This window comes from Chelatococcus sp. HY11, from assembly GCF_018398335.1.
In the GTDB taxonomy this organism is placed as follows: domain Bacteria; phylum Pseudomonadota; class Alphaproteobacteria; order Rhizobiales; family Beijerinckiaceae; genus Chelatococcus.
The window spans coordinates 2,220,914-2,242,376 of sequence record NZ_JAHBRX010000001.1 but is presented as its reverse complement, the minus strand read 5'-3'; the positions used below and the strand labels follow the sequence as shown (position 1 = coordinate 2,242,376).

Below are 21,463 nucleotides of genomic sequence, written 5' to 3'. Positions count from 1 at the left end.
GATGCCCCGGTTGGTTCATGGATCCCGGGCTCATCGCTACGCGATGCCCCGGGACGACCGGCGCGGGTGGCGTCCGAATGTCCACCTGTCCTACGGCTCGAGCCAGACGCCCCACATCCGCGGGATGCGGTAAGGCTTGAAGTTCTTGAGCTTTGACGTGCTCGCCTGGAACACGCCGTAGTTTCCGGCCTTCATGGCGACCGCGTTGTCATACATATGGGCCTGGAACTTCTCGAAGATGGCCTTGCGTTTGCCTTCGTCCATTTCGGCGTTGAAGGCGACCGCGAGTTCGTCGATGACGGGATCTTTCGCCTGCTGCGAGAGGCCGTTGACCCATGGCGCCATGACGGAGCCGGGGCCTTCATAGGGCTCGATGCCGAAGCCGTGGGTCCAGAAGGTCCAGCCTTGCGGCGTGAAGCCCATCTTCGACACCGTCGGCCAGTCCGCCACCGAAATATCGACATTGACGCCGATGTCCTTCAGCCGCTCCTGCAGCACGGTCGCGGTGTCGATATTCGCGCGCAGGTTGTCGACAATGAAGGTCAGCTTCTCGCCCTTGTAGCCGGATTTCGCGAGGAGTGCCTTGGCCGCTTCCAGGTCTCCCTTGTTATACTTGTCGCTGCCGGCGGTCGTATAGAAGGCCGAGCCCGGATAGAGCCAGCTTGGATCCATCTGGTAGATATCAGAGTAGGCAATACTCATTATATCTTCCATATTCAGGGCCGCCTGCACGGCCAGCCGGAAGTTCTTGTCGTTGCCCGGTGCGGCGCCCTGATTGAATTTGATCACCTGCAGGCCGAACGGCACCACCTTCTCGACCGTGAAGCGCTTGTCTCCCGCGAGACGCTTCGCCGTCGGGCCGTCGACGGTCTCATTGAACTGGATTTCTCCTGACTCGAGCGCCGCCGTCCGCGCGCCGGCCTCCGGCATGAAGCGGAAGGTGACGGTGTCGAGGAAGGCCTCCTTCTTGCCCGCGAAGCCATCGCGCCCCGTTCCCTTCGGGTTCGGGCTATAGCCGTCATAGCGCGCGATCTTCACATGGCTGTCGGGCTTGTATTCGACGAACTTGTAAGGACCGGTGCCGATAATCTCGATCTTGCCGGCTTCCTTGGCCGCTTCGCTGGCGGGATAGATGGCGATCGGCGCGCGTGGCGAGGAGAGATTGTCCAGGAACGTGGCCTGAACATTCTTCAACGTGATGGTGACTTCGTGGGGGCCTGTCGCCTTGATGCTTTCGATTGCCGAGACGAGCGCCGGTGAGGCGCCCATCTTGCGGTAGCGCTCGATGGAGGCCACGACGTCGTTGGCGTCGAGCTCCTTGCCATTGTGGAACTTCACGCCCTTGCGGATGGGGAAGACATAGGTCTTGCCATCGGGAGAAATCGTCACGCCTTCCGCCAGTTCCGGAACAGGCTTGGCGTTTTCGTCACGTGCATAGAGCGTTTCGAAGATGTGCAAGGTTACATTTCGTGCCGCCTGCGCCGATGTAATCTGCGCATCAAGTGACGGCGGCGCCTGGCTGATGCCGATGACGATATCGCCCCCCTTCGTCTGCGCGACCGCCAGTGTCTGGAAAGACATGAGCATGGCCGCCACGGCGGCTGCCCCGAGAATGCTTCGCCTTCTCATGTTTCTGTTCCCCTTCTCGTCGTATTATTGTGCTGATGACGTCAAGCTGCTGCGCGGGCTTCGTCGTAATCCTCCATCAGGACCGCAACCGCATCACCTCGCTGCACGCGGCCCGGCCCTGCCGACATCCACAGGACACCGTCGAGCTTGTAGCGAACCTCGATGGGCGCCCGGTCGACATCTTCCACGAAATGCAGGAGACCGGCGAGGTCGCCGGCCTTGCAGACGTCGCCCACGACATGACGCGGCTCGAAAAGCCCGTTCGCCGGGGCAAAGCTGTAGCCGGCCGCGTCGCGGACCATCATGTGGCGGGTTCGCGGCGAGCCGTCGCGCTGGCGGGTGTCCGGCTGACCGTCCATGAGTTCGAAATGCTTGAGAATGTTGGTGAGCGCACGGTCGGCGATGCGCACGCCCTCGACATTCACGCGTCCCCAGCCGCCCAGCTCCGTGCCAAGCGAGAGGATGCCGCGCCGCTCCACCGATGAGGTGAGGGTCGCGCCTTCGTCGACGCCCCAGAATACCACGTTGTAAGGGGCGCCGAACGCCGATGCCGCCGCCATGGTGCGGTCGCGGAGCGCGCCGTCCTTTACATAATGCATGTTTGTGGACAGGGCCGAGTCGCCCGAATGCCCGGCTGTATGTAGATCGACCGAGATATCGACATGCGGAAGAAGGAGCGCGTCCACGAAATGGGCAAGCATCTCCGAGAATGTTCCGCGCGGATTACCTGGAAAGCACCGGTTCATGTCGCGATTATCAACTGGTGACAGTCGCGTATCATTCATGACGGCCGGCATATTGAGTGCCGGAATCATGATGACGCGGCCTTGAATCGTGCTGGGATCGAGCGACCGGGCCAGCCGGGAGACCGCGATCTGGCCTTCATATTCATCACCATGCACGCCGCCCGTGAACAGTACGGTCGGTCCTGAGCCATTCTTGACGGATACGATCGGGATTTCGACGGTGCCCCATCCGGAGGTATTCCGCGAAAGCGGCGCCCTCAGGTAACCCGCCTGTCTCCCGGATGCGTCGAGATCAATGTCACATCGAATGCGGCTTTCAGTGGAAGTCCCCACATTGCCCTCCTTGCTCTTATAATCGTATCATCGTATACGATTCTACGATAAGTCAAGTGAGCTCATCGAACACGGTGGTCGCCAGGATAAGATGCAACATACGAGGACGAGCGCAGTGATTGAGCCGACGCGGGCCGCTGAAGCAGCCGGTGCGGATTGGCAGCGGCTGCAGCCGCAAACCCTTGTGGATCTCGCCATTGAAGCGATCATCGCGGGGGCGTCGGCCGGCCTCATCCTGCCGGGTGATCGCATCGTCGAGGCGGAACTCGCGCGGAAGCTCGGCGTCAGCCGGGTTCCCGTGCGGGAGGCGCTGCGGCTTCTCGAGAGCCAGGGCGTGGTCATCAACGAGCCCTACAAGGGTATTCGTCTGCGGCCAGTGACCAACGAGCGCGTGTCGGACCTCATCGAGGCGCGCATTGCGCTCGAGGCCAGCGCCACCGCGCGCGCCGTCTCGGGCGGGCGCAATCGCGGCGCGCATCTCGATTTACTGCGCAGCGCCGTCGGCGAGATGGAGTTGATGGCGGCGCGTGGCGATGCCTATGGTGTCGCCGTCGCCGATACCAGGTTCCATCGGGCGCTTTGTTTGTTGGGCGGCAACAGCGTGACGCTGGACCTGTGGGAAACGCTGGCCCGCCAGTTCACCATCATTTTCGGTCTCGCGACCTTCGGCAAACCGATGTTCGGCGTGGTCGAGGAGCACCAGGAACTGCTCGCGATCTTCGAGGCTGGCGATATCGCGGCGATCAGCGCGACGCTGGACGACCATATCACCGTGATGAACCACGCCATGGATTACGAGGCGATCATCGCCCGCCGGCGTGCCGAGAGGGAAGAACAGTGACCAACAGGGAGACGTCTCGTTCCATGCCCGTGCCTTCCACACCCGCAGCGCGCCCGGCAGCTCTGCCGCCCTTTCGGATCACCCGCATCGAGGCCGCCCCCCTGTTCGGCGAAAGCCCGAAAGGCGGCTGGTCGGCCGAGATCCGGCCGGACGACTCGATCCATGCGATCATCGCGGTCCATACGGACCAGGGCGTGACGGGCTACGGCAGTTCGTTCACGGATGGCCGCCTTGTGCAGGCGGGCCTCAAGGTACTGGAGCCGCTGTTTCTCGGCGAGGATGCGCTCAGCCCTGAATTCGTCAGCGAGAAGCTGCACCAGAACACATTCTGGATGGGACGCGGCGGCACGCTGACCCACACCATCAGCGGCATCGACATCGCGTTGTGGGACATTCTTGGCCAGGCGACAGGCCTCAGCGTGGGGCGGCTTCTCGGCGGCAGCTATCGACGTCGGGTGCAGCCCTATTGTTCGCTCCTGATGGAGGAGCCTGCCGTGATGCGTGATGTCATCGCGAGCTATCGGGACAAGGGCTTCACGGCCTTCAAGATCGGCTGGGGCCCCTTCGGCCGGGCGCTCGATACGCGCCTTGACGAGGCGATCGTCAGGGCCGCGCGCGAGGGCGCCGGCGACAAGGCCAAGCTTTTCGTGGATGCCGGCGCCAGCGATGCGCAATGGCCGCACGGTTTCAAATGGGCGAAGCGCACGGCCGAGATGCTGGCGCAGTTTGATGTGGGCTGGTTCGAGGAACCGGTACGCCCCGATGCGATCGACGATTACTGGGAGTTGCGCCGGTGCTCACCGGTGCCTATCGCCGGCTGCGAGGTCATCACACGACGCCAGGCTTTCATACCCTGGCTCACCCGTGGCGCCATCGACATCGTGCAGCCCGACGTCACCAAAGTCGGCGGCATCTCCGAACAGCGCCGCATCGCCTGGATGGCGGATGACTTCGGCGTCAAATACATCGGCCATGGCTGGAACACCGCGCTTGGTCTGGCTGCGGATTTGCAGATGGCCTCGGCGTTCCCCAGCGCGGATCTCGTCGAGTTCATTGGTGGCAGCCCCTATGTCGACGGCATCCTCGCCGAGCCCTTCGTGCTCGATTCGGAGGGCTGGCTGACGATTCCCGATCTGCCCGGCCTCGGCGTCACCATCGATCGCGAGAAGCTCGGCCGATATACGCCGGACGTGCGGCCATTGTTCGCCTGAGATGAAGACGGCGGGGCGGACGCCCCGCCGTTCCACTTCCGATGAAAGGGCCGAAGCCGCGCCGGACAAGTGTATCTCTATAAAAACGACGGCCACTGTCGTTCGTTTTTGTTAACCATTGTGGCGAACGACCTGTTTTCATCCTTAATATTGCAGCGAGCGCAGTTTTCCTGCTGCACGCGCTGTCATGTTCTGCCACTACTGTTCCGTTGGTTCCTATAGGGAACATAGGGGCAGGGGCGGACAAATGGCGACTTCAGATAGTGGCGTGATCGATTTGACAACGCCCGCGGGTATCCTCGCGGTTGAGCAGGTGGCGCGGCTTTACAACGTCTATGTCGGGCGTGATCCGGATGCCGCCGGGCTTTCGTTCTGGATGGATCTGTACAACGATGGAACGTCCATCGACGACATTTCCAACGCCTTTTTCGAAAGCGCGGAGTTCCAGCAGCAGCATCCGGGCGTTGACACGGACAACACGGTATTTCTGACGGCGCTCTACCAGAATACATTTGGCCGCGCGCCGGATCAGGCGGGGCTCACCTTCTGGCTGAACGCGATGCAGTCCGGCATGCCGGCATCGCAAGTGGGGGTGGCCTTTGCCTCTTCTTCGGAAGCGGCGAGCGTGTCGGCCGCCCTTGGCACGATGACGCTGAGCGACATCAACGCCGATCGCGTCCCCGAGCTCATTGTCGGTTCGGCGGCGGGGCCTCTCTCCTATGTCACGGTCTTCGACGGCAACAACGGTGCGGTCCTCCAGACATGGCTGCCCTTCGGTGCCGATAACGTCGGCGGTGTGGAGGTTGCCAGCGGCGACGTCGATGGTGATGGCTTCGACGATATCATCGCCGTCTCCCCCGACGCGAATGGCGGCGGGCAGGTGCAGGTGCTGTTCGGCGGTGCCGACTACGCTTACACGGGCTCCACCTATAGCGCGCCCAATCTGACCTTCACCTCGTTCGCCGCCTTTTCCGGCACCTACGGCGGTGGGATGTCGGTCGCCGTGCGCGATCTCAACGCGGATGGCCGCGCCGAAATTCTTCTCACGCAGACCGAGCCGGCCTCAGGTGAAACGTCGCCGGTTCAGCTTCTGCAGCTCAACGCTGGCCGCACCGGCGCCCCGACCGACGTGACACCGACGGGCCTCCTCGGCGACTGGTATGTGGCCGGCCATGGGCTTGCGGCGGCCATGGGCGACACCGACGGCAACGGCTATGGCGAGATCATCCTCGGCGATCTCTCCGGCGCCAATCTCGCGGTCTTCACGATCAACCCCGAGGACGGGTCGATCGTCGGGACGCCGCGTGTCCTTCAGCCCTATGGCGCAGACTTCACGGGCGGCGTAGTCCCCACCGCGATCAGCGCGCAGCAGACGATCATCCAGTTCCCGAACGGGCTGACGTCGGCGAGCCTGGACCAATGGGCTCTGCCCATCGTGGGCCCGACGGATGCCCTGCTGCGCGGCGCAGGCGTTCCCGGTGCGCTCATCGTGCATGCCAACGCACTGGAAGCCAATCCGGTGCAGATCCTGGCGGACGGCAGCACGCAGTCCATCCCGTGGGACGGCACGACCCTTCCCGTCTTTGCCGGTGGCGGCTTCATGTTCCCGCAACCACCCGCCGATGCCGGCGCCAACCCCGTGCTTCCCGGAGGTTCGGCATCCCCCATTCTCGTCACGGGTGGCTTCGGCGGAACCGACGTCCAGCTGCTGAGCTACGACAGCACGAGCGGCGCCTGGGTCGCTGTCGATAATTCGAGCAATGTGGTCGATGGGGAGACCGCATGGACCAATCCCTGGGGGCCCGGCGCCATCGAGCAGAATTCGGCAACCCGGAGCAAATACGGCTTGGTGCAGGTGGCGCAGGTCTCCTATGAGTCGCCCTATGTGGTCAGTTTCGGATCGGTCTCGTCCGACGAACTCGCCTCGCTGACGTCCGATTTCCAGTCTCATTACCAGGGAGCTCTCGCGGCGACCGAGGCGTGGAACGCGAAATACATTACCGATGCCACGTCCGACGTCAGCTCGTGGGGACCGGGCACTCCCGGTGCGTTGAATTCCGACGCCATGCCGGCGGACCTGTTCAAGCCGGACTTCAGCCTACCTGAGGGCGCGACGGAAACGCTGCAGGAGCTGTTCCAGGCGCGTGTGATGGCTTCGATTTTCACAAATTACGGCGTCGCCTACGAACACCACCACGCGCCGACGTGGTACAGCTATGAGCCCGGATCCGACGCTGCGATGCTGCCGCAGGTGGCCTGGGGCGCAAGTGTATCGGGCTTCCACACCCAGGGTGTGGACTGCACCGACTTCACGAGCTGGTACTACAACTTCGCCTTCGGTTTCTGGATCAATTCGGATACCCAGATCCAGGCCAATCAGCTCACCGTCGACGTGGCCTGGCTCGGCAAGACCCTGACGGCCGAGCGGGTCGCCCTGTCAACGGATATCTACGGCGAAGACGGGCAGGCCACCGATGCCGAGATCCAGGCCTTCCTGGAGGCCAATCTCCAGCCTGGCGACATCCTCTATATTTCGCCCACGCCGGTGAATACGGATCCGAGCAGCGCAACCCCCGGTCAGGCAAGCCATGCGATCACCTGGACGGGAGACTATGCGCAGCTTGTGGGCGGCGGCGGCAATTTCGTGATCGATTCGACCGGCAGCGAATCCTATGACGCGCTCGGCCGTTACTATCCCAACGGTGTGGAGATCCGTCAGTTCGATTCGGAGACGTGGTATTTCCACAACATCGTCGGCATCACACGCTGGTTGACGCCTGACAACGTCAACACGCTGGCCGACGGGCTCGGTTTCTCGATCTGACTTGGATCGCGTTCACAGAGAAAGCCCGGCGGATCACCGATCCGCCGGGCTTTTTATGTCAGACGCTCGCGTGAGCCGGCATGAACTTGAGCGCAACGCCGTTGATGCAATAGCGCAGGTAGGTCGGGGGCGGGCCGTCGTCGAAGACGTGGCCGAGGTGGCTGCCGCAGCGCGCGCAATGAACTTCCGTGCGCGTCATCCCGTGGCTGTGGTCGACGGTGGTTTCCACACTGCCCGGCACGGGATCGTTGAAGCTGGGCCAGCCAGTGCCGCTCTCGAACTTGAGGCTCGATTCGAACAGGGGCTGGTCACAACCGACGCAGGAAAACGTGCCGGCTCGCTTTTCATGAAGCAGGGCGCAGCTGCCGGGGCGCTCAGTGCCATGGCTGCGCATGATATAGTATTGCTCGGGCGTCAACATCGCCCGCCATTCGGCCTCCGTCCGCGTTACAGGGAAATGCGTGCTCGCCATGAAATGTCTCCTCGCGCGCTGCCGATAAGTGCCCTCAATCTGGGATGCCGAGGTCGAATTGGCAATGACGGCCACTCCTGCGGCGGATCGCGCCATGGTAACAGTCTGCGAGAGGCGTATGAGAGTGGCCCGACGGGCGGATCGCTCGCGCTACCTATTACCTTGCAGGGTACGTCTGCCATGAAATGGGAACTCTATCTCGGCCTTCCCCTGGTCGTCGTCGGCTTCGTCGCTGTCTTCCGGCTGCTGTTCAACATGGATTGAGCCAGACGGTAACGCGCGTTCCTCAGGTCTGCTCTTCTTTCATGACGGCCGATGACCGAAGGTCATGACCAGGCGAGCGCCATGTCGGCCGCCGCCTTGCGTAGGACCCCGACGAGGGACGTGATGCGCTCGGGCGGGAGACGGGAGATCGGCGCGGCGACGCTCATGGAGCCGACAAGCACGCTCTCGCGGAAGATCGGAACCGCGACAGCGCCAACGCCGACCTCGGCTTCCTCGCGGGCAAGGCCGTAGCCTCGGCTCCGTGTTTCGTCGAGTTCGCGCGTGAGATCGGCCAGATTACGAATGGTGTTCGGCGGTGCATCCGCCCATTTGCCGAGGCCCGAGGCGATAGCGATTCGCGCCGCGTCCTCCGCGGAGAGCGTCGCGAGCCAAACCTTCCCGTTCGCCGTCGCGAAGGGAACGATGCGCTCGCCCATATCGGGCTCGTAGACAAGGCCGGAACGGCGACCGCGTGAGGATGCCGTCCACACCAAGGTCTCGTTTTGCACGGTGGTCAGGCGCACGAGTTCCTTGGTGCGCCGTGCGACATCGTCGAGGATCGGCTGGCGCAGGTTCGTCGGATCGAGATGGGCGAGCAGACGCTGGCCGATGAGGGCCATGTGCAGCGTCAGGCCATAGCACTCGCTTTCCTGGCTCTGGTCGGCCCAGCCATTGTCCACGAGAGACGTCAGGATGCGGTGCGCGGCGCTCTTCGGGATATTCAGGCGGTGGGCGATATCCGACAGTCGGATGGGCTCTTCCGCCAGCGCCAGAAGCTCCAGTGTCGCGAGCACGCGGTCGACCGGTCCGCTCGGGGGATCTCGGCCGATATCCTGGATCGAGCCGGATTTCCAGAGGCCTGTTTTTCCAGACAGCGCCGTCATCGCTAATGGGCCTCGCCGTGAAGCACGCCGCGTGACAGGAAGATCTCGGTGATTTCCTCGGTCTTCTCGAGGAATTCCGGATCACGGCGCGCCGCCAATCCGCGGGGACGCGCCATGTTGATCTCCATGATGCGCTCGATGCGTCCGGGGCGTGGCGTCATCACGATCACCCGATCGGCCAGCAGGACGGCCTCGTCGATGGAATGGGTGATGAACAGAATGGTCATCCGATGCTTCAGCCAGAGGGCTTCCAGATCGACGCGCATCTGTTCGCGTGTCAGCGCGTCGAGCGCGCCGAAGGGCTCATCCATCAGGAGAAGACGCGGCTGTAGAAGCAGGGCGCGCGCGATCGACGCGCGCTGCTTCATGCCGCCCGACAGTTCGTGAGGATAGCGCTCGACGAAATCGGCGAGCCCCACGCTTTTCAGGAGCTCCAAGGCCTTGGCGCGCAGCGGTGCCTTGCTCTGGCCCACCATGTCGGCGGGAAAAAGTACGTTCTCCAGGATCGTGCGCCAGGCGAGCAGGACGTGATTCTGGAATACGATGCTCATGCCAGAGGGCGGTTTGGTCGAGGTATCGTCGAAAACGGTGATCTTGCCGGTGGTGGGCAGGGATAGACGGGAAATCAGCCGCAGCATGGTCGATTTGCCACAGCCCGAAGGCCCGACGACGGCGACGAACTCACCGTCGCCGATAGTGAGATCGACGCGTTCGAGCGCAACAACGGGGGCGCCTGCCGTGCCGAAGGTTTTCGTAACCCCCTCGAGCGTGACGCCCGGGCGATAGGTCCTGCCCGCGGGGGCTGAATCAGCGCTCGTCGTGGCATCACGCGTGCTGGCATCGCTCATCCACTATCCTCCCTTGGTCGCGACCTTGCGCCGCGAAAAATAACTTGACGGAACGTTGTTCCAAACAGAACTATGTTCCAGCAATAGGTCAAGCCCTTCGATCACGAAACGGCGCGCTTGGGAGGAAAAACTTGGGAGGAAAAAGTTGAAAGCGATGGGTGGTTGGATGCGCCAGCTGCAGACGGTGGCGAGCCTCGTCGGCGCCGTCCTGGCGTGGGAATTGGCGGTCCGCATCTTCAAAACACCGGAATACATCCTGCCGGCGCCGAGCAAGGTGCTGTACGACCTCTTCCGGAACTATGCGGCTGTGCTGCCGGCCTCCTACTACACCATGCAGCCCATGGTGCTCGGCTTCCTTGTCGCGGTCGTGCTCGGTGTTCTGCTCGCGCTGCTCGTGGTCTATTCGCACCTGTTCGAGCGCATCTTCTATCCCTTGCTCGTGGTGCTGCAGATCATCCCGAAGATCGCGATCGCGCCCCTTTTCATCATCTGGGTGGGTTTCGGTCTGCCGTCGAAAGTCCTGCTCGTCTTCCTGCTGTCGTTCTTTCCGATCGTCGTGAACTCGATCGTCGCCTTCAAATCCATCGAGAGCGACGTTTATGATCTCGCGAAATCCTATCGGGCGAGCCGGCTCAAGATCTTCTGGCGGGTCGAGCTGCCGAGCGCGCTGCCTTCTCTGTTCGCGGGCTTCAAGGTGGCGGCTGCCTTGTCCGCGACCGCGGCCGTCGTCGCCGAGTTCGTCGCGTCGGACAATGGCCTTGGCTATCTGCTGCTGAACTACAACGGCAATCTCAATACGAGCATGACCTTCGCCGTCATCCTCGTGCTCAGCCTGCTCGGGCTCATTCTCTATGGCGTCGTGGAGCTCATCGAGCGGTGGGCCATCCCGTGGCACGTTTCGCAGCGTCGCGACGATTTCACGGTCGGAAAGAGCGGGGTGTGAGGCTGCTGACGGCCCGCGCCGCCGGCATCTGGCAAGTGGAAACGGCGTGACGTCCGCGACGCGTGCGGGATTTACGACCCGACAGGCGGTCGATCTTTCAAGGTAATAGCTTATAATTTCAGGGAGATAACGTTATGGGGATGATGAAGCACACACGGCGCGGGATCATCGCGCTGGCCATGGGTTTGGGCATGGGAGCGGTTGCTGCCTCGCCGGCCTCTGCCCAGGATGCGGTGAGCCTGCGTCTGAACTGGCTGCTCAGCGGCGTTCATTCGATCTTCTACTACGGCGTCGACAAGGGCTTCTATAACGATGAGAAGATCAACCTCACCATCGGTGAGGGACAAGGCTCGGCGCGCGCAGTGCAGGTCACTGCGACGGGCGGCGATACCTTTGGTGTGGCCGATGGCGGCAGCGTGATCGCCGCCGCGACACGCGGCGCGCCGGTCAAGTCCGTGCTCGGCATCATGAACACGTCGCCCTACGGCATGTCGTTCCGGGCGGACTCTGGCGTCAAGACCATCAAGGACGTTGAGGGCAAGACCATCGGCGCCACCGCCGGCGAGGCTTCCATGGCGCTTCTTCCCGCCATCTGGAAGAACAACGGCATCGATCCCAGCAAGGTGCGCATCCTGAATGTCGATGGTCCGGGCAAGCTCGTGGCTATTCTCGAGAAGCGCTCCGACGGTATTCTGGCCGGCCTCGAGGGACAGGTCATCATCCTGGAGCAGCGCGGGCTCGACCAGAAGGTGTTCTCCTTCGCCGAGCTCGGTGTGAACACGCAAGGGCTGACGATCGTCGCCAGCAACAACACCATCGAGAACAAGAAGGACCTCGTGCAGCGCTTCGTCCGCGCCACGGTGAAGGCGATGGAAGCCGCCAAGGCCGACCCCGATGCGGCGGTCGCTGCCGCCATCAAGGCCCGCCCCGAGGCCGACAAGGCGCTGCTGAAGGCTCAGCTCCTCGCCTCGATCAACCTGATCCCCTCGCCTGAGGCGCCCAACCTGCCAATCGGCGAAATGGCGCCGGCCGACTGGACGCGCACGCTCGACCTGATGAAGTCCTATCAGGACGTGTCGACGACCATGACGCCCGAGAGCTTCTACACGAACGAATTCGTCAAGAAGTAGCAACACCATCCGCCGCGTCACCAGCGCGGCGGATTACCTCTATGAACTGGAATGGATGACGGTCGGCGCGATGGTCGCACAGTATGATTTGACGGGACGGGTCGCCATCATCACCGGCGGCACGGGTGGTTTCGGCAAGGCCATCGCCGCGCGTCTCGGGGGATGCGGGGCAATCCCGGTGCTGTGGGACTTGCCCGCCTCGCTCGCGCGAGCCGACGATCTTTCTCATGCCACGCAGGCGGTGGACGTCACCGACGCGGCGAGCGTCGAGGCTGCGGCCGCTGATTTTGCCAAGCGTTTCGGCGCCCCCGACATCCTTGTCAATAACGCCGGCATCGTTGGCGAAGTCCGACGAACCTGGGAGATTCCGGTCGAGGAGTTCCGGCGGATCGTCGATGTCAATCTCATGGGCGCCTTCCACGTCTGTCGCGCCGTCGTGCCGCTGATGCTGTCGAAGGACAAGGCGGAGCGGCGAGGGCGCATCATCAATGTCGCGTCCATCCAGGCGAAGGAGGGCATGCACAACGCTGCTGCCTACAGTGCCGCCAAGGCCGGCCTCGTCGCATTGACCAAGAGCCTCGGCAAGGAACTGGCGGAGGAGGGCATCCTCGTCAATGCCATCACGCCGGCGGCTTCGCTCACCGCGATGAGCATCGATGCGCCGCCGGAACGGCTGGCGGATATCCTGTCGCGCATTCCGATGCGTCGTTTTCTCCAACCGGACGAGGTGGCGGCGATGATCGCCTGGCTTGCCTCCGACGAATGCAGTTTCAGCACTGGCGCCGTCTTCGACCTGTCAGGCGGCCGGGCGACTTACTGAGGTACATGTCATGGCATTGCTGGGGCGCGCGGTTGTCGCGATTTGGAACGATATCCTGCCGGAGGGGAAGGCCAATTTCATCGAGTGGCACAACCGCGAGCACATTCCCGAGCGGGTCGGGATCCCCGGCTTCCTGCGCGGCCGGCGCTATGAGGCCTACTACGGCGAGCCCGCCTATTACACGCTTTACGAGGCGGAGGATGCGGGCGTTCTCGTCGGCAAGGACTATCTCGAGCGCCTGAACAGTCCTACGCGGTGGACCAAGGAGGCGACGTCCGCCTTCCGCAACACCACGCGCGGCGTCTGTGAGACCGTTTTTTCAAAGGGCATCGGTGATGGCGGTGTGATGATGACCCTGCGCTTCGATGCCGAAGCGGATAAACGCGAGCCGCTTTCGGAATATATCCAGAAGCGTCTCAGCGAAGTAGCTGGCCACTATGCGATTTCCGGCGTGCATCTGTGCATCGCCGATGCGGCGGCGAGCGGCATCGAGACGGCGGAGAAGAAGGGACGCGAGGTCGGCGTGCCGAACTGGATCATCATGATCGAGGGATCCGAGACTGCGGCGGTGGATGCCGCCACGGACCATCTGCTCCACGGCGGGCTCGTCGCGCACGGTGCGATCGAGGAACCGGTGCGTGGTCTCTATCGCCTGGAATATTGCCTCACGGATTTCTCCCGCTGAGGGAGAAGATGAGCCGGGTTCGGCGCCCGCGTCGGTCATCCCGGGACGAGCGCAAGCTCGGGCCCGGGATCCAGAACCGATGCGGTCCGTGAGTGGCCATCAGCCCTCGCACAAGGCGCCATTTTGCTGAAGCGGCGGGTTTCTGGATCCTGGACAGCCGCGCACAAGTCGGGTCTACCCGACTTGTTCATCCAAAATAGCTGAGCTCGGCAACACCCGAGTTCAGCGCGGCTTCCGGGATGACACCGAGGTTCCTGAGCCTCAATCCCGCCGGACGCAATGAATATCGATTGGTCTTAGACCAACGCGTTCGTTCCACTCATGTAAATCCCTGCGAACGCGATCTTGCCGTCCTTGAGATGGTAGAACGACGCGTTGTGCTTGTGGTGCTCGCGGCCGCAGGGCTCGGTGTTGATGACATCGAGCTGGCAGGCGATACGCTGGGCCTCCGCGTCGAACACCCAAGAGAAGTTACCGTGCCAGATCGTCGCGTAGCGGCTGAAGAGCCGCTCGAACATCGCGCGCACGCCGACGTCCCGCCCGATATGGTCGAGCTGGTCGGTCTCGATGCGAAACCGACAGTCCTCGGTCAGGATGGCCATCAGCCCGTCCATGTCTTTCCCATCCACGCGGCGGAAGTAATGCTCCAGAAGCGCGATGGCGTCGTCACGGGTGAGACGGGTGGGCTGGGTGACCATGACAAACTGAACCTTTCACCATGATGAGGCTGGTAAGATCTCGCCTGCAAAATACAATATAAGAGCGGGCACAGTCGGATCCTCAGACTGCAGGCGCTGCCACGTCAACGGTAATGTGGTTGGTGCCTACGAGAACACCATCCGCAGTATAAGCCGAGAGTACAAAATCGAAGTCCGTATAGGGCGTGAAATTGTATGGAGGCGCGCCATAAAAGCCTTGGGCGATCTTGTTGATCTCGCTCAAGATGAAGTCGGAGCCGATATTGATGGTGCCCTGTGCCAGCTGAGGGTTATCGCCATCGGCGTCAGCAAGACGGACAATACCAGCTTGATCCAGCCAATCGGTCATGCCACTCGCCCCGGCGAGGTCAAGATCGACGAAGCTGCGGCTGAAACTCAGATCAACGTCGATCTGGAGCGTGAAGCGATAATCTTCAAGTTGTCCGGCATGGCCATCCAGGCCGGTCAAAATGGAAAAATCGATCGACCAGGCCGCGAGGTCATTGCGTGTCTCTGTTGCTCCATGCAGACCCGCGACTTGGCTGCCCGCGTCAACGGTGAACTGCACGCGTCCGCTTGCATCGACACTGCGCACGACGGTCTCACCGCTTCCGATGTAGTGGGCCTTCAAGCCGAGCTCGATCCCCGCATAGTCATTCCTGACAAGGCTGAAATCGTTCGGAGTGTGGCCGGGGCCAAGGTATAGATGGCCAGTATCTGGATCATATCCAGCGCTGTCTATGGTGGCGTCCATCTCGTAGTTGCGCTGGCCAGCGCGAGCGATGCCCTGCTGCCAATCATAGGCGAGTGTCGCTTCATACGTCGGCCTGTCGCTCTCAAGCCCCGAATAGACCGGGCGGGCCTCCACCCAATCGGGCACGAGTTGTTGGAGGTCAGCAAGGATATCCGCATCGAAATTGCGGCTTGCCATGTCCGCGACGGAGCCTTTCCCAAGCAGGATATCGTGGACGGACAGGTCGAGCCCGGGCGCAAACTTGCCTGTGAATTCATCCACCGGAGCCCCGCCGTTCTCCAAATAGCGAGCATACTCAGCGGCGAGGTGGACAAATGCGACATTGAGGGCTTCAGCTGCTGCGCCGAGTGTACTTATTCCCAAGACCTCACGGCCAAGGGAGTAAGTGTCATCATACCCACGAGGTCCGCTGTTCGTCAGGGCAAGTGGGCCACCGTTCGTCAAAGATAGATAGGTGTAATCATTTTCAAGTAAGATCCACCGATAAATGAAGCCCTTTGCCACTGAGCCGTCCAGCGCGAACTGGGTCCCATCCTCAATGCTCAGATTTGTGAACCAGATATTGCTCCTGGCGGGGCCATAGAGATCTGCCTCTGATAAAGAAGCGCTGATCTTGAGATCGAAAGAGCCACCACCCATCACGGCAAGATCGCGCACGTTGAACAAGTCGGCCGCGACAGCGGTTCCTTTCGGGACATCGACAACCCCTAGGGAGCTGAGATCATCGTAGCTCCAAGCCTGCTGCCGTCCTTCATGACGGATGTAGTAGGCGCCTGCCATCGCATCGACCCTGTACTCGCCGGGGCTATTGAAGTGCAATACGCCTTCTTCAAATGTCGCAATGGGTGGGTCTGTGAGCGAGCCGTGCAAATTGCTGATGTGGCCATCAAGCGCGTCCGCTATAAATGCGGTGAGGTTATATCCATGAGCGGCCCGGAATTCCGGTGAAGCGAAAAAGGAGTTGGCGAGTTCAGGACCGTTGAGCTGCCCGCTTTCGAATGCCTGCGTCCAATATTTGAGGCCAGCTTCATCGGGCGCGCGCCCAAGCAGGTTTTGATAGAATAGAGTGACAAGTTCTCTGGCGGAGACCTCTGCACCGATCTCCGGGTGCAAGGTCTTGAATTCCGCCGAATCCGCAAACTCATCCATGATTGCGCTGAATGAAAGCAGGCCTCCGGTATAGACGTCAGACCAGAACGTGAAACCAGCTGCGTCGGGCGCACGTCCAAAGGCTCCCTGGTAGAGCGCGAGCGTCGGCAGAATCTCGTTGTGAATAAGGGTATATTCAGGTGAGCCGATGAAATCCTGGCGGACGGCCTCGATTGATCGGCCGCTCCCCAGCACGCTATTCCAATAACCTTCTTCCGCTATGTTCGGCGAGCGAAACAGCAGCTCCTGGTAGAGCAATTGAATCTCTGTGGCCATTGATGCTTCCCCCATCATCTGAACGGCGCGGGTTACGCGAGCTGCCGAGCTAGCGCAAGGGCAGAAGGCCTGTTGGAAGTGGTTTTGCTTTCAAATTCCTGCGAGAACTCCTCAAGAGAGACGTCCAATTCGATGCCATCACCGGCGATCTCCATGAGATCGCCGGTGATGCCGCTCCCCCCAATGCATGCCGTGGTGTCAGCTCGCGAAGAAGTTTTGCGTGCCATGCGCTTCGATGGCCTCGGCGAGGCGGTTCAGCGCGTGGACATAGGCCGCTGTCCGCGCCGACACGCCCTTCTCGCGGGCGGTGTTCCAGATCGCCCGGCCCTCGCGCTCCATGATCACGCGCAGGCGCTCGTGGATCTCCTCGAGCGTCCAGTAATAGCCCTGCCGATTCTGCACCCACTCGAAATAGGAGACGGTGACGCCACCGGCATTGGCGAGGATGTCGGGCAGGACGATGACGTTCTTGCGCGCCAGGATGGCGTCCGCGGCCGGAGTGACCGGGCCGTTCGCCAGCTCCAGAATGAGCTTGGCCTTGATCGTCTCGGCATTGCCCTCATGGATCATGTTCTCGAGGGCCGACGGCACAAGCACGTCGCAGTCCACGCCGACGAGTTCGCCGGCGGCGAGCGCCTGGTGTCCATGCGAGCCTAAAGTCGATGCCACCGATCGTCCCTGGTCCTTGGCGGCCAGGAGAGTATGGACGTCGAGGCCGCCAGCGGCATAAACCGCTCCCTCGGAATCCGACACGGCGACGATCTTGTGGCCGTCGGTGGCGAGAAGCCGCGCAATGTGCTGGCCGGCGTTGCCGAAGCCCTGCACGGCGACCTTCAAGGTCTGGCCGAGGCCGAGATCCGTGGCGAGATGGCGCACCAGATAATAGCCGCCGCGCGCGGTTGCATCGCCACGTCCGAGAGAGCCGCCGAGTGCCAATGGTTTCCCGGTGATAACCGCGGGCGCGGCCTCGCCGACGATCTGCGCATATTCATCGGCCATCCAGCCCATGATCATGGCATTGGTGTAGACGTCGGGCGCGGGAATATCGCGGTCGGGGCCAATGATCCGTGAGAAGGCCTGGATATAGGCGCGGGAAAGACGCTCCAGCTCAGCCTTGGACAGCTTGCGCGAGTCAACCTGGACGGCGCCCTTGCCGCCGCCATAGGGCAGATTCATGACGGCGCATTTGAAGGTCATCCAGAAGGCGAGCGTTTCCACTTCATCAGCCGTCGCGTCGGGATGGAAACGGATGCCGCCTTTCGTCGGACCCCGCGTGTCGTCGTAGCGACAGCGCCAGGCCAGGAACGATTTTCGCGAACCGTCATCCATGCGGATCATCAGGCGGACTTTCGTCGTCTCGCGCGCAAATTTGAGCTTCTCGATCACGTCCGCATCGATAGCGAGATGGGCGGCGGCTTCGTCCAGACGAACGAGTGCGTGATCGAGAAGGCTGCCTTCGGACATGATTGCTCCTGCTGTATGAGATGAGGGCACGCGTCTGCATAATCAGACAGCAGGATCAGCACAAGCATTGCGCAGATCGGCGCCAAAAAAAGATGCTATTTTATGCGATGCTTATGACGTGAGCGGCGATTGCCTTTCTCCTGAGCAATTCAGGTGAATCAATGCGGAGCGGTCGAGTTTACCGCTGGGCCTCTTATCAAGGGGACGAAGCGCTACACCTTCGCGGCGCTCGCTTGGTTGAGGTCGATAATATCGACCTCAAGACCTTTCGGGACGATTTGGCCGAGCGAGCCCGTCGTCGTTCAGTCTTCGCGGAACGCGGAACTGTCGGATTGCCTTCCGCGTTCTAGGTGCAATATGGCTCGCAGAAGCATCTCTTCACGCCAAACACGGCTGCGAGCGGCCAGGACAAGATGTGGGAGACATAGTCATGCGGTCGCCATTGTTCATCGGAGCTATTCTCGCCCTCACGACGTTTCCCGCTGTCGCCCAGGACATGGCTGGGTCGGGGAACCGTGGTTGGGATGACCGCCGCGGCTACAGCCGCGACTGGCGTTCGGACCGTGAAGACCGCAGCGACCGTGCTGACAGGGAAGATCGTGACGAGCAGCAGAACTGGCGCAGCTCCATGCACGCGATGCGCGATCATGACCACGAGGATCGGGACAATGGCGGCGGCGGTGGCGGGTTTATCATTCGAAGCGGCGATACACGCCTCGCCGTGCGCTGTGGCGATCGAGAGACGATGCGCTCCTGCGTGGACGCGGCATTGATGCTGTTCGACCGCGTCCAGTCACGCGTGACGGCGGAGAAACCGCCGGCCGGCAACCCGCAGGCGGCGCCAAACGCCCAATAAGGCCGAGCGCGCGGCGGGGCAGCTGTGGGCGCGCCGAAGGCATGACGCGTCCGCGGTTTGTCTTGCGCGGGGAATGTCCGATGCGCTGAAGCACCAACCTTGATCGAATCAAATACCCCGTGTCCGGCGATGGCCGCGCCCTATAGCTTGGGCATCTCGCCCCCACTTGGGGCTCAAACCCAAGAGCTTCGAGCACACGCCGAGCCTTCCCTACACCGATGGTAAAATTTTCGGCGGTGGCGGATGGTACAGCTGCCCCGGCTTGAACGGGGGACCTCCTGATCCACAATCAGGCGCTCTAACCAACTGAGCTACAGCTGCGCAGATCCATGATATGCGCCGGGCAACGGCGCGCATGTCCATCAGCGAGCGGGAAACTATGCGCAACCACGCACGAATGCAAGATCCACGTTACATCGAATTCGATGACCGGGTGTCGATCCTCTCGATCCCGCTGGCGGGCGGCAATAACGTAATATTTTTCCGTGTGTTATACGGGCTGATTGTGCGGACGGAGCGAGGCGCGGCGGACGATGGGCGCACCGCTCCACCCCTGCTCCCACCATAAATCTCAGCGACAATCCACAGCTGTGGTGTGCAATGCCCGTATTATTGATGCTGGTGTTACCGGTGTCTGTTCGCCTCCTTGGCGGTCGAGACCACGTCATGGGTGTAGCGGGTCGCTGTTTCGGCGATATCCCGAACGCGCGCTGTCGCATCCTCGTACTGCCGGCGCAATTCCCGCGTCTGCAATTCGACGGCCTCGGCCATCGAGGTCACGTTCATCAGCGAGCGCCACAGGCCGAAAGTCGCATCCGTCTGGCTGCGGACGAGATCAAGGATCTTGCCGTTGATTTCGTTGGCGGCCTTGCTCGCCACATTGGCATTCGCGATAAGGCTGCGGTTCCACGTATCGCGCTGCTCCTGCGCTGTCGCGTAAGCGTGGCGCGCCTGCTGCAGACCGCTCTCGGCGATCGCGGCGAAGGAGGAGTGCTCCTGGCCGGGGTTCATCTGGCCGGGGTTCTTCTGGCCAAGGCCCTTCACGGCGGCCGATGGGGCCTGAGAGGCGGAGGCCCGTGCTGCCTTGAGAGACGCCGCGACGGCCTCTTCCGCAAGTTTTGAAAGAGCTTCAGTCTGGCGAAGCGTCGCCTCGGCCTGGGCCGCTATCGCGGCGTGGGCGGTGGGCGCCGGTTCGGCCTGTGGCGTGGGCTTTGATGCTACCGGCGCCGCCGCTGTTTCAGGTTTGACCACGACCGGCTTGGACGCAGCCGTTGGCTTCGTTTCAGCAGTCGCTTTCGCCTGAGGGGCTGTCTTGGGCCCAGAGGCTGTCTTGGGCTCAACGGTTGGTTTGGAGGCCGTGCTCGTCGCCGGCTTGGCCTCGACGGCCTTCGCAGCGACGGGAGCCGCCTTTTCCGCCTGGGGCTTGGCAGGCTTGGTGGGGCTGGCATCGGTCGTTGGCGCCGCGGGCTTCGGGGCTGAAGCTGCCTTCGGGCTCGCGCCGGTCACTGAAGCCGCCGTTGTCGCCTGGGCCGGTGCTGCCTTGGAGGCCACCGTCTGCTTTTGCACAGGTGTAGCCTCGGGTTTGCCGGCCTGCGGCTTGGCGGCGGGGGCGCCATCAGATGCCGTTTTGCCGGTCGCAGCAATTTTGCCGGATGACGATGTGTCAGATGCCTTGCTCTTATCCATGGGTGCAACTCCTCATGGGCGAATGGAACATGGTCCAGTGATGCCGGGCCGTGAGTTCCCGCCATCCGCCATATCGACAACTGGTCAAGCCAGCCCTGGCCTCCCACGGAGCACAGCCAGGACCGGCCATTGGCATCTCATCACCCCAGACGGGCTGTCCCGTGCAACCGGTTCGAGACAACCCGTGCGCGAAGGCGTAAACCGTCTGTCCAACAAGCCTGGGCTTTGAGCGCGGAACGCGCGGCCCAAGGATCGTGATAAAAACGGCTTTCGCTTCGCTGCCTTTCCGGTTCGGAAGGCGGCACTTCGACAAAGACAGGCGAGCAAATCCGCCCCCGTCAGACTTGCCTGACGTTCTCAGACTTGCCCGATGTCCAACGTCAGCCAGCCTTGGTCCCGTTCTTCGTCGGGGCGGCGGCCTTTGTTGCGGTCTGCGTCACTTCCTCGCCCGCTTTCTGAACCGCGGCGGTGAAATCCTTGACTTGGCTCTGCAGGGAGACAACCTGCGATTGGAGATAGTCAGCTTGGTGCTTCATGGCCTCGCTGACATCCTTAGCCTTTACGAGCTTCTGCGCGAGGTCCAGAGCGGCCGTTACATTATGCTCCGCGTAAGCGAGCGTCCGGCGCGTCATATCGCCCGCCCCGGCATTGAAGGAATTCGGCGCGGCGAAGGTATCAACCGCTTTGTTCGCCGCATCAAGGAAGCCCGTAAAGGCCTTGCGGGCCTGCTCGACACCCTGCTCGGCAAACTGGCGGAACTCCGCGGGGATCTCGTAGTGAGGGAAGTTGGATTGGCTCATGGTATCCTCCTTGGGATTTGTATGAGTTTGTGCGATGCAATATATATGTTGCAGCGCACAAGCGCAAGGCGCGCCAGGGCAGCTTGAGCGGGTTTCTGCTGTGCTGATCAGCCTTCTTAAGGAAACTGTCGTCCATACTATGCCATCTTG

Annotated in this window: 18 protein-coding genes and 1 tRNA gene; 8 read left to right on the top strand and 11 right to left on the bottom strand. The window is 62.0% G+C overall.

Annotated elements, in window-relative coordinates; genetic code table 11:
- Positions 1-90: 90 nt before the first annotated feature.
- Both KIO74_RS10255 and KIO74_RS10250 read right to left on the bottom strand, forming a co-directional pair.
- On the bottom strand, positions 91-1,629 hold the full coding sequence (locus tag KIO74_RS10255; protein ID WP_213331899.1) for an ABC transporter substrate-binding protein: 1,539 nt from the start codon (positions 1,627-1,629) through the stop codon (positions 91-93).
- 41 nt (positions 1,630-1,670) lie between these two features.
- On the bottom strand, positions 1,671-2,708 hold the full coding sequence (locus KIO74_RS10250; protein WP_213331898.1) for a succinylglutamate desuccinylase/aspartoacylase family protein: 1,038 nt from the start codon (positions 2,706-2,708) through the stop codon (positions 1,671-1,673).
- A 115-nt stretch (positions 2,709-2,823) separates the two neighbouring features.
- Between KIO74_RS10250 and KIO74_RS10245 the strand changes: the two genes are divergently transcribed.
- From KIO74_RS10245 to KIO74_RS10235, 3 genes are all read left to right on the top strand, one after another.
- Positions 2,824-3,549 (top strand): GntR family transcriptional regulator, encoded by a 726-nt coding sequence (locus tag KIO74_RS10245; protein WP_291979462.1) that lies wholly within the window; start codon positions 2,824-2,826, stop codon positions 3,547-3,549.
- Between the two features lie 23 nt (positions 3,550-3,572).
- The gene (locus KIO74_RS10240; RefSeq protein WP_213331896.1) at positions 3,573-4,760 is read left to right on the top strand and encodes a mandelate racemase/muconate lactonizing enzyme family protein; all 1,188 of its coding nucleotides are present in this window, start codon (positions 3,573-3,575) and stop codon (positions 4,758-4,760) included.
- Between the two features lie 247 nt (positions 4,761-5,007).
- Entirely contained in the window at positions 5,008-7,584 is a 2,577-nt protein-coding gene (locus KIO74_RS10235) for a DUF4214 domain-containing protein (protein ID WP_213331895.1), read from the top strand.
- Positions 7,585-7,642: 58 nt separating this feature from the next.
- Here KIO74_RS10235 and msrB read toward each other — a convergent pair whose 3' ends face one another.
- From msrB to KIO74_RS10220, 3 genes are all read right to left on the bottom strand, one after another.
- Positions 7,643-8,056 carry a peptide-methionine (R)-S-oxide reductase MsrB gene (msrB, locus tag KIO74_RS10230; protein WP_213331894.1) on the bottom strand — a complete coding sequence of 138 codons (414 nt, stop codon included), beginning with the start codon at positions 8,054-8,056 and terminating at the stop codon, positions 7,643-7,645.
- A gap of 326 nt (positions 8,057-8,382) precedes the next feature.
- Complete coding sequence (locus KIO74_RS10225; protein WP_213331893.1) at positions 8,383-9,204, bottom strand: IclR family transcriptional regulator; 822 nt, start codon at positions 9,202-9,204, stop codon at positions 8,383-8,385.
- A gap of 2 nt (positions 9,205-9,206) precedes the next feature.
- Entirely contained in the window at positions 9,207-10,052 is an 846-nt protein-coding gene (locus KIO74_RS10220; RefSeq protein ID WP_213331892.1) for an ABC transporter ATP-binding protein, read from the bottom strand.
- A 166-nt stretch (positions 10,053-10,218) separates the two neighbouring features.
- On the opposite strand from KIO74_RS10220, the gene KIO74_RS10215 reads away from it, so the two are divergent.
- The 4 genes from KIO74_RS10215 (at position 10,219) to KIO74_RS10200 (ending at position 13,630) form a co-directional block, all read left to right on the top strand.
- Complete coding sequence (locus KIO74_RS10215) at positions 10,219-10,995, top strand: ABC transporter permease (RefSeq protein ID WP_249730935.1); 777 nt, start codon at positions 10,219-10,221, stop codon at positions 10,993-10,995.
- 140 nt (positions 10,996-11,135) lie between these two features.
- Positions 11,136-12,125, top strand: a complete 990-nt coding sequence (locus KIO74_RS10210) for an ABC transporter substrate-binding protein (RefSeq protein WP_213331891.1) — start codon at positions 11,136-11,138, stop codon at positions 12,123-12,125.
- A 70-nt stretch (positions 12,126-12,195) separates the two neighbouring features.
- The gene (locus KIO74_RS10205) at positions 12,196-12,945 is read left to right on the top strand and encodes an SDR family NAD(P)-dependent oxidoreductase (RefSeq protein WP_213334836.1); all 750 of its coding nucleotides are present in this window, start codon (positions 12,196-12,198) and stop codon (positions 12,943-12,945) included.
- A gap of 10 nt (positions 12,946-12,955) precedes the next feature.
- Positions 12,956-13,630 (top strand): DUF4286 family protein, encoded by a 675-nt coding sequence (locus KIO74_RS10200; protein ID WP_213331890.1) that lies wholly within the window; start codon positions 12,956-12,958, stop codon positions 13,628-13,630.
- A 296-nt stretch (positions 13,631-13,926) separates the two neighbouring features.
- Here the strand turns inward: KIO74_RS10200 and KIO74_RS10195 are convergent, their stop codons facing one another.
- The 3 genes from KIO74_RS10195 to KIO74_RS10185 all read right to left on the bottom strand — a co-directional run bounded on the left by KIO74_RS10195 (position 13,927) and on the right by KIO74_RS10185 (position 17,971).
- Positions 13,927-14,328 (bottom strand): nuclear transport factor 2 family protein, encoded by a 402-nt coding sequence (locus tag KIO74_RS10195; protein ID WP_213331889.1) that lies wholly within the window; start codon positions 14,326-14,328, stop codon positions 13,927-13,929.
- Positions 14,329-14,410: 82 nt separating this feature from the next.
- Positions 14,411-16,507 carry a DUF4214 domain-containing protein gene (locus tag KIO74_RS10190; RefSeq protein ID WP_213331888.1) on the bottom strand — a complete coding sequence of 699 codons (2,097 nt, stop codon included), beginning with the start codon at positions 16,505-16,507 and terminating at the stop codon, positions 14,411-14,413.
- A 198-nt stretch (positions 16,508-16,705) separates the two neighbouring features.
- Positions 16,706-17,971, bottom strand: coding sequence for a Glu/Leu/Phe/Val family dehydrogenase (locus tag KIO74_RS10185; protein ID WP_213331887.1), 1,266 nt, complete (start codon positions 17,969-17,971; stop codon positions 16,706-16,708).
- 430 nt (positions 17,972-18,401) lie between these two features.
- Between KIO74_RS10185 and KIO74_RS10180 the strand changes: the two genes are divergently transcribed.
- Positions 18,402-18,827, top strand: coding sequence for a hypothetical protein (locus KIO74_RS10180; RefSeq protein WP_213331886.1), 426 nt, complete (start codon positions 18,402-18,404; stop codon positions 18,825-18,827).
- Between the two features lie 244 nt (positions 18,828-19,071).
- Here the strand turns inward: KIO74_RS10180 and KIO74_RS10175 are convergent.
- The 3 genes from KIO74_RS10175 to KIO74_RS10165 all read right to left on the bottom strand — a co-directional run bounded on the left by KIO74_RS10175 (position 19,072) and on the right by KIO74_RS10165 (position 21,313).
- A tRNA-His gene (locus KIO74_RS10175) sits at positions 19,072-19,148 on the bottom strand.
- 303 nt (positions 19,149-19,451) lie between these two features.
- Positions 19,452-20,513 carry a phasin family protein gene (locus KIO74_RS10170; protein WP_213331885.1) on the bottom strand — a complete coding sequence of 354 codons (1,062 nt, stop codon included), beginning with the start codon at positions 20,511-20,513 and terminating at the stop codon, positions 19,452-19,454.
- Positions 20,514-20,893: 380 nt separating this feature from the next.
- Positions 20,894-21,313 (bottom strand): phasin family protein, encoded by a 420-nt coding sequence (locus tag KIO74_RS10165; RefSeq protein ID WP_213331884.1) that lies wholly within the window; start codon positions 21,311-21,313, stop codon positions 20,894-20,896.
- Between the last annotated feature and the right edge of the window lie 150 nt (positions 21,314-21,463).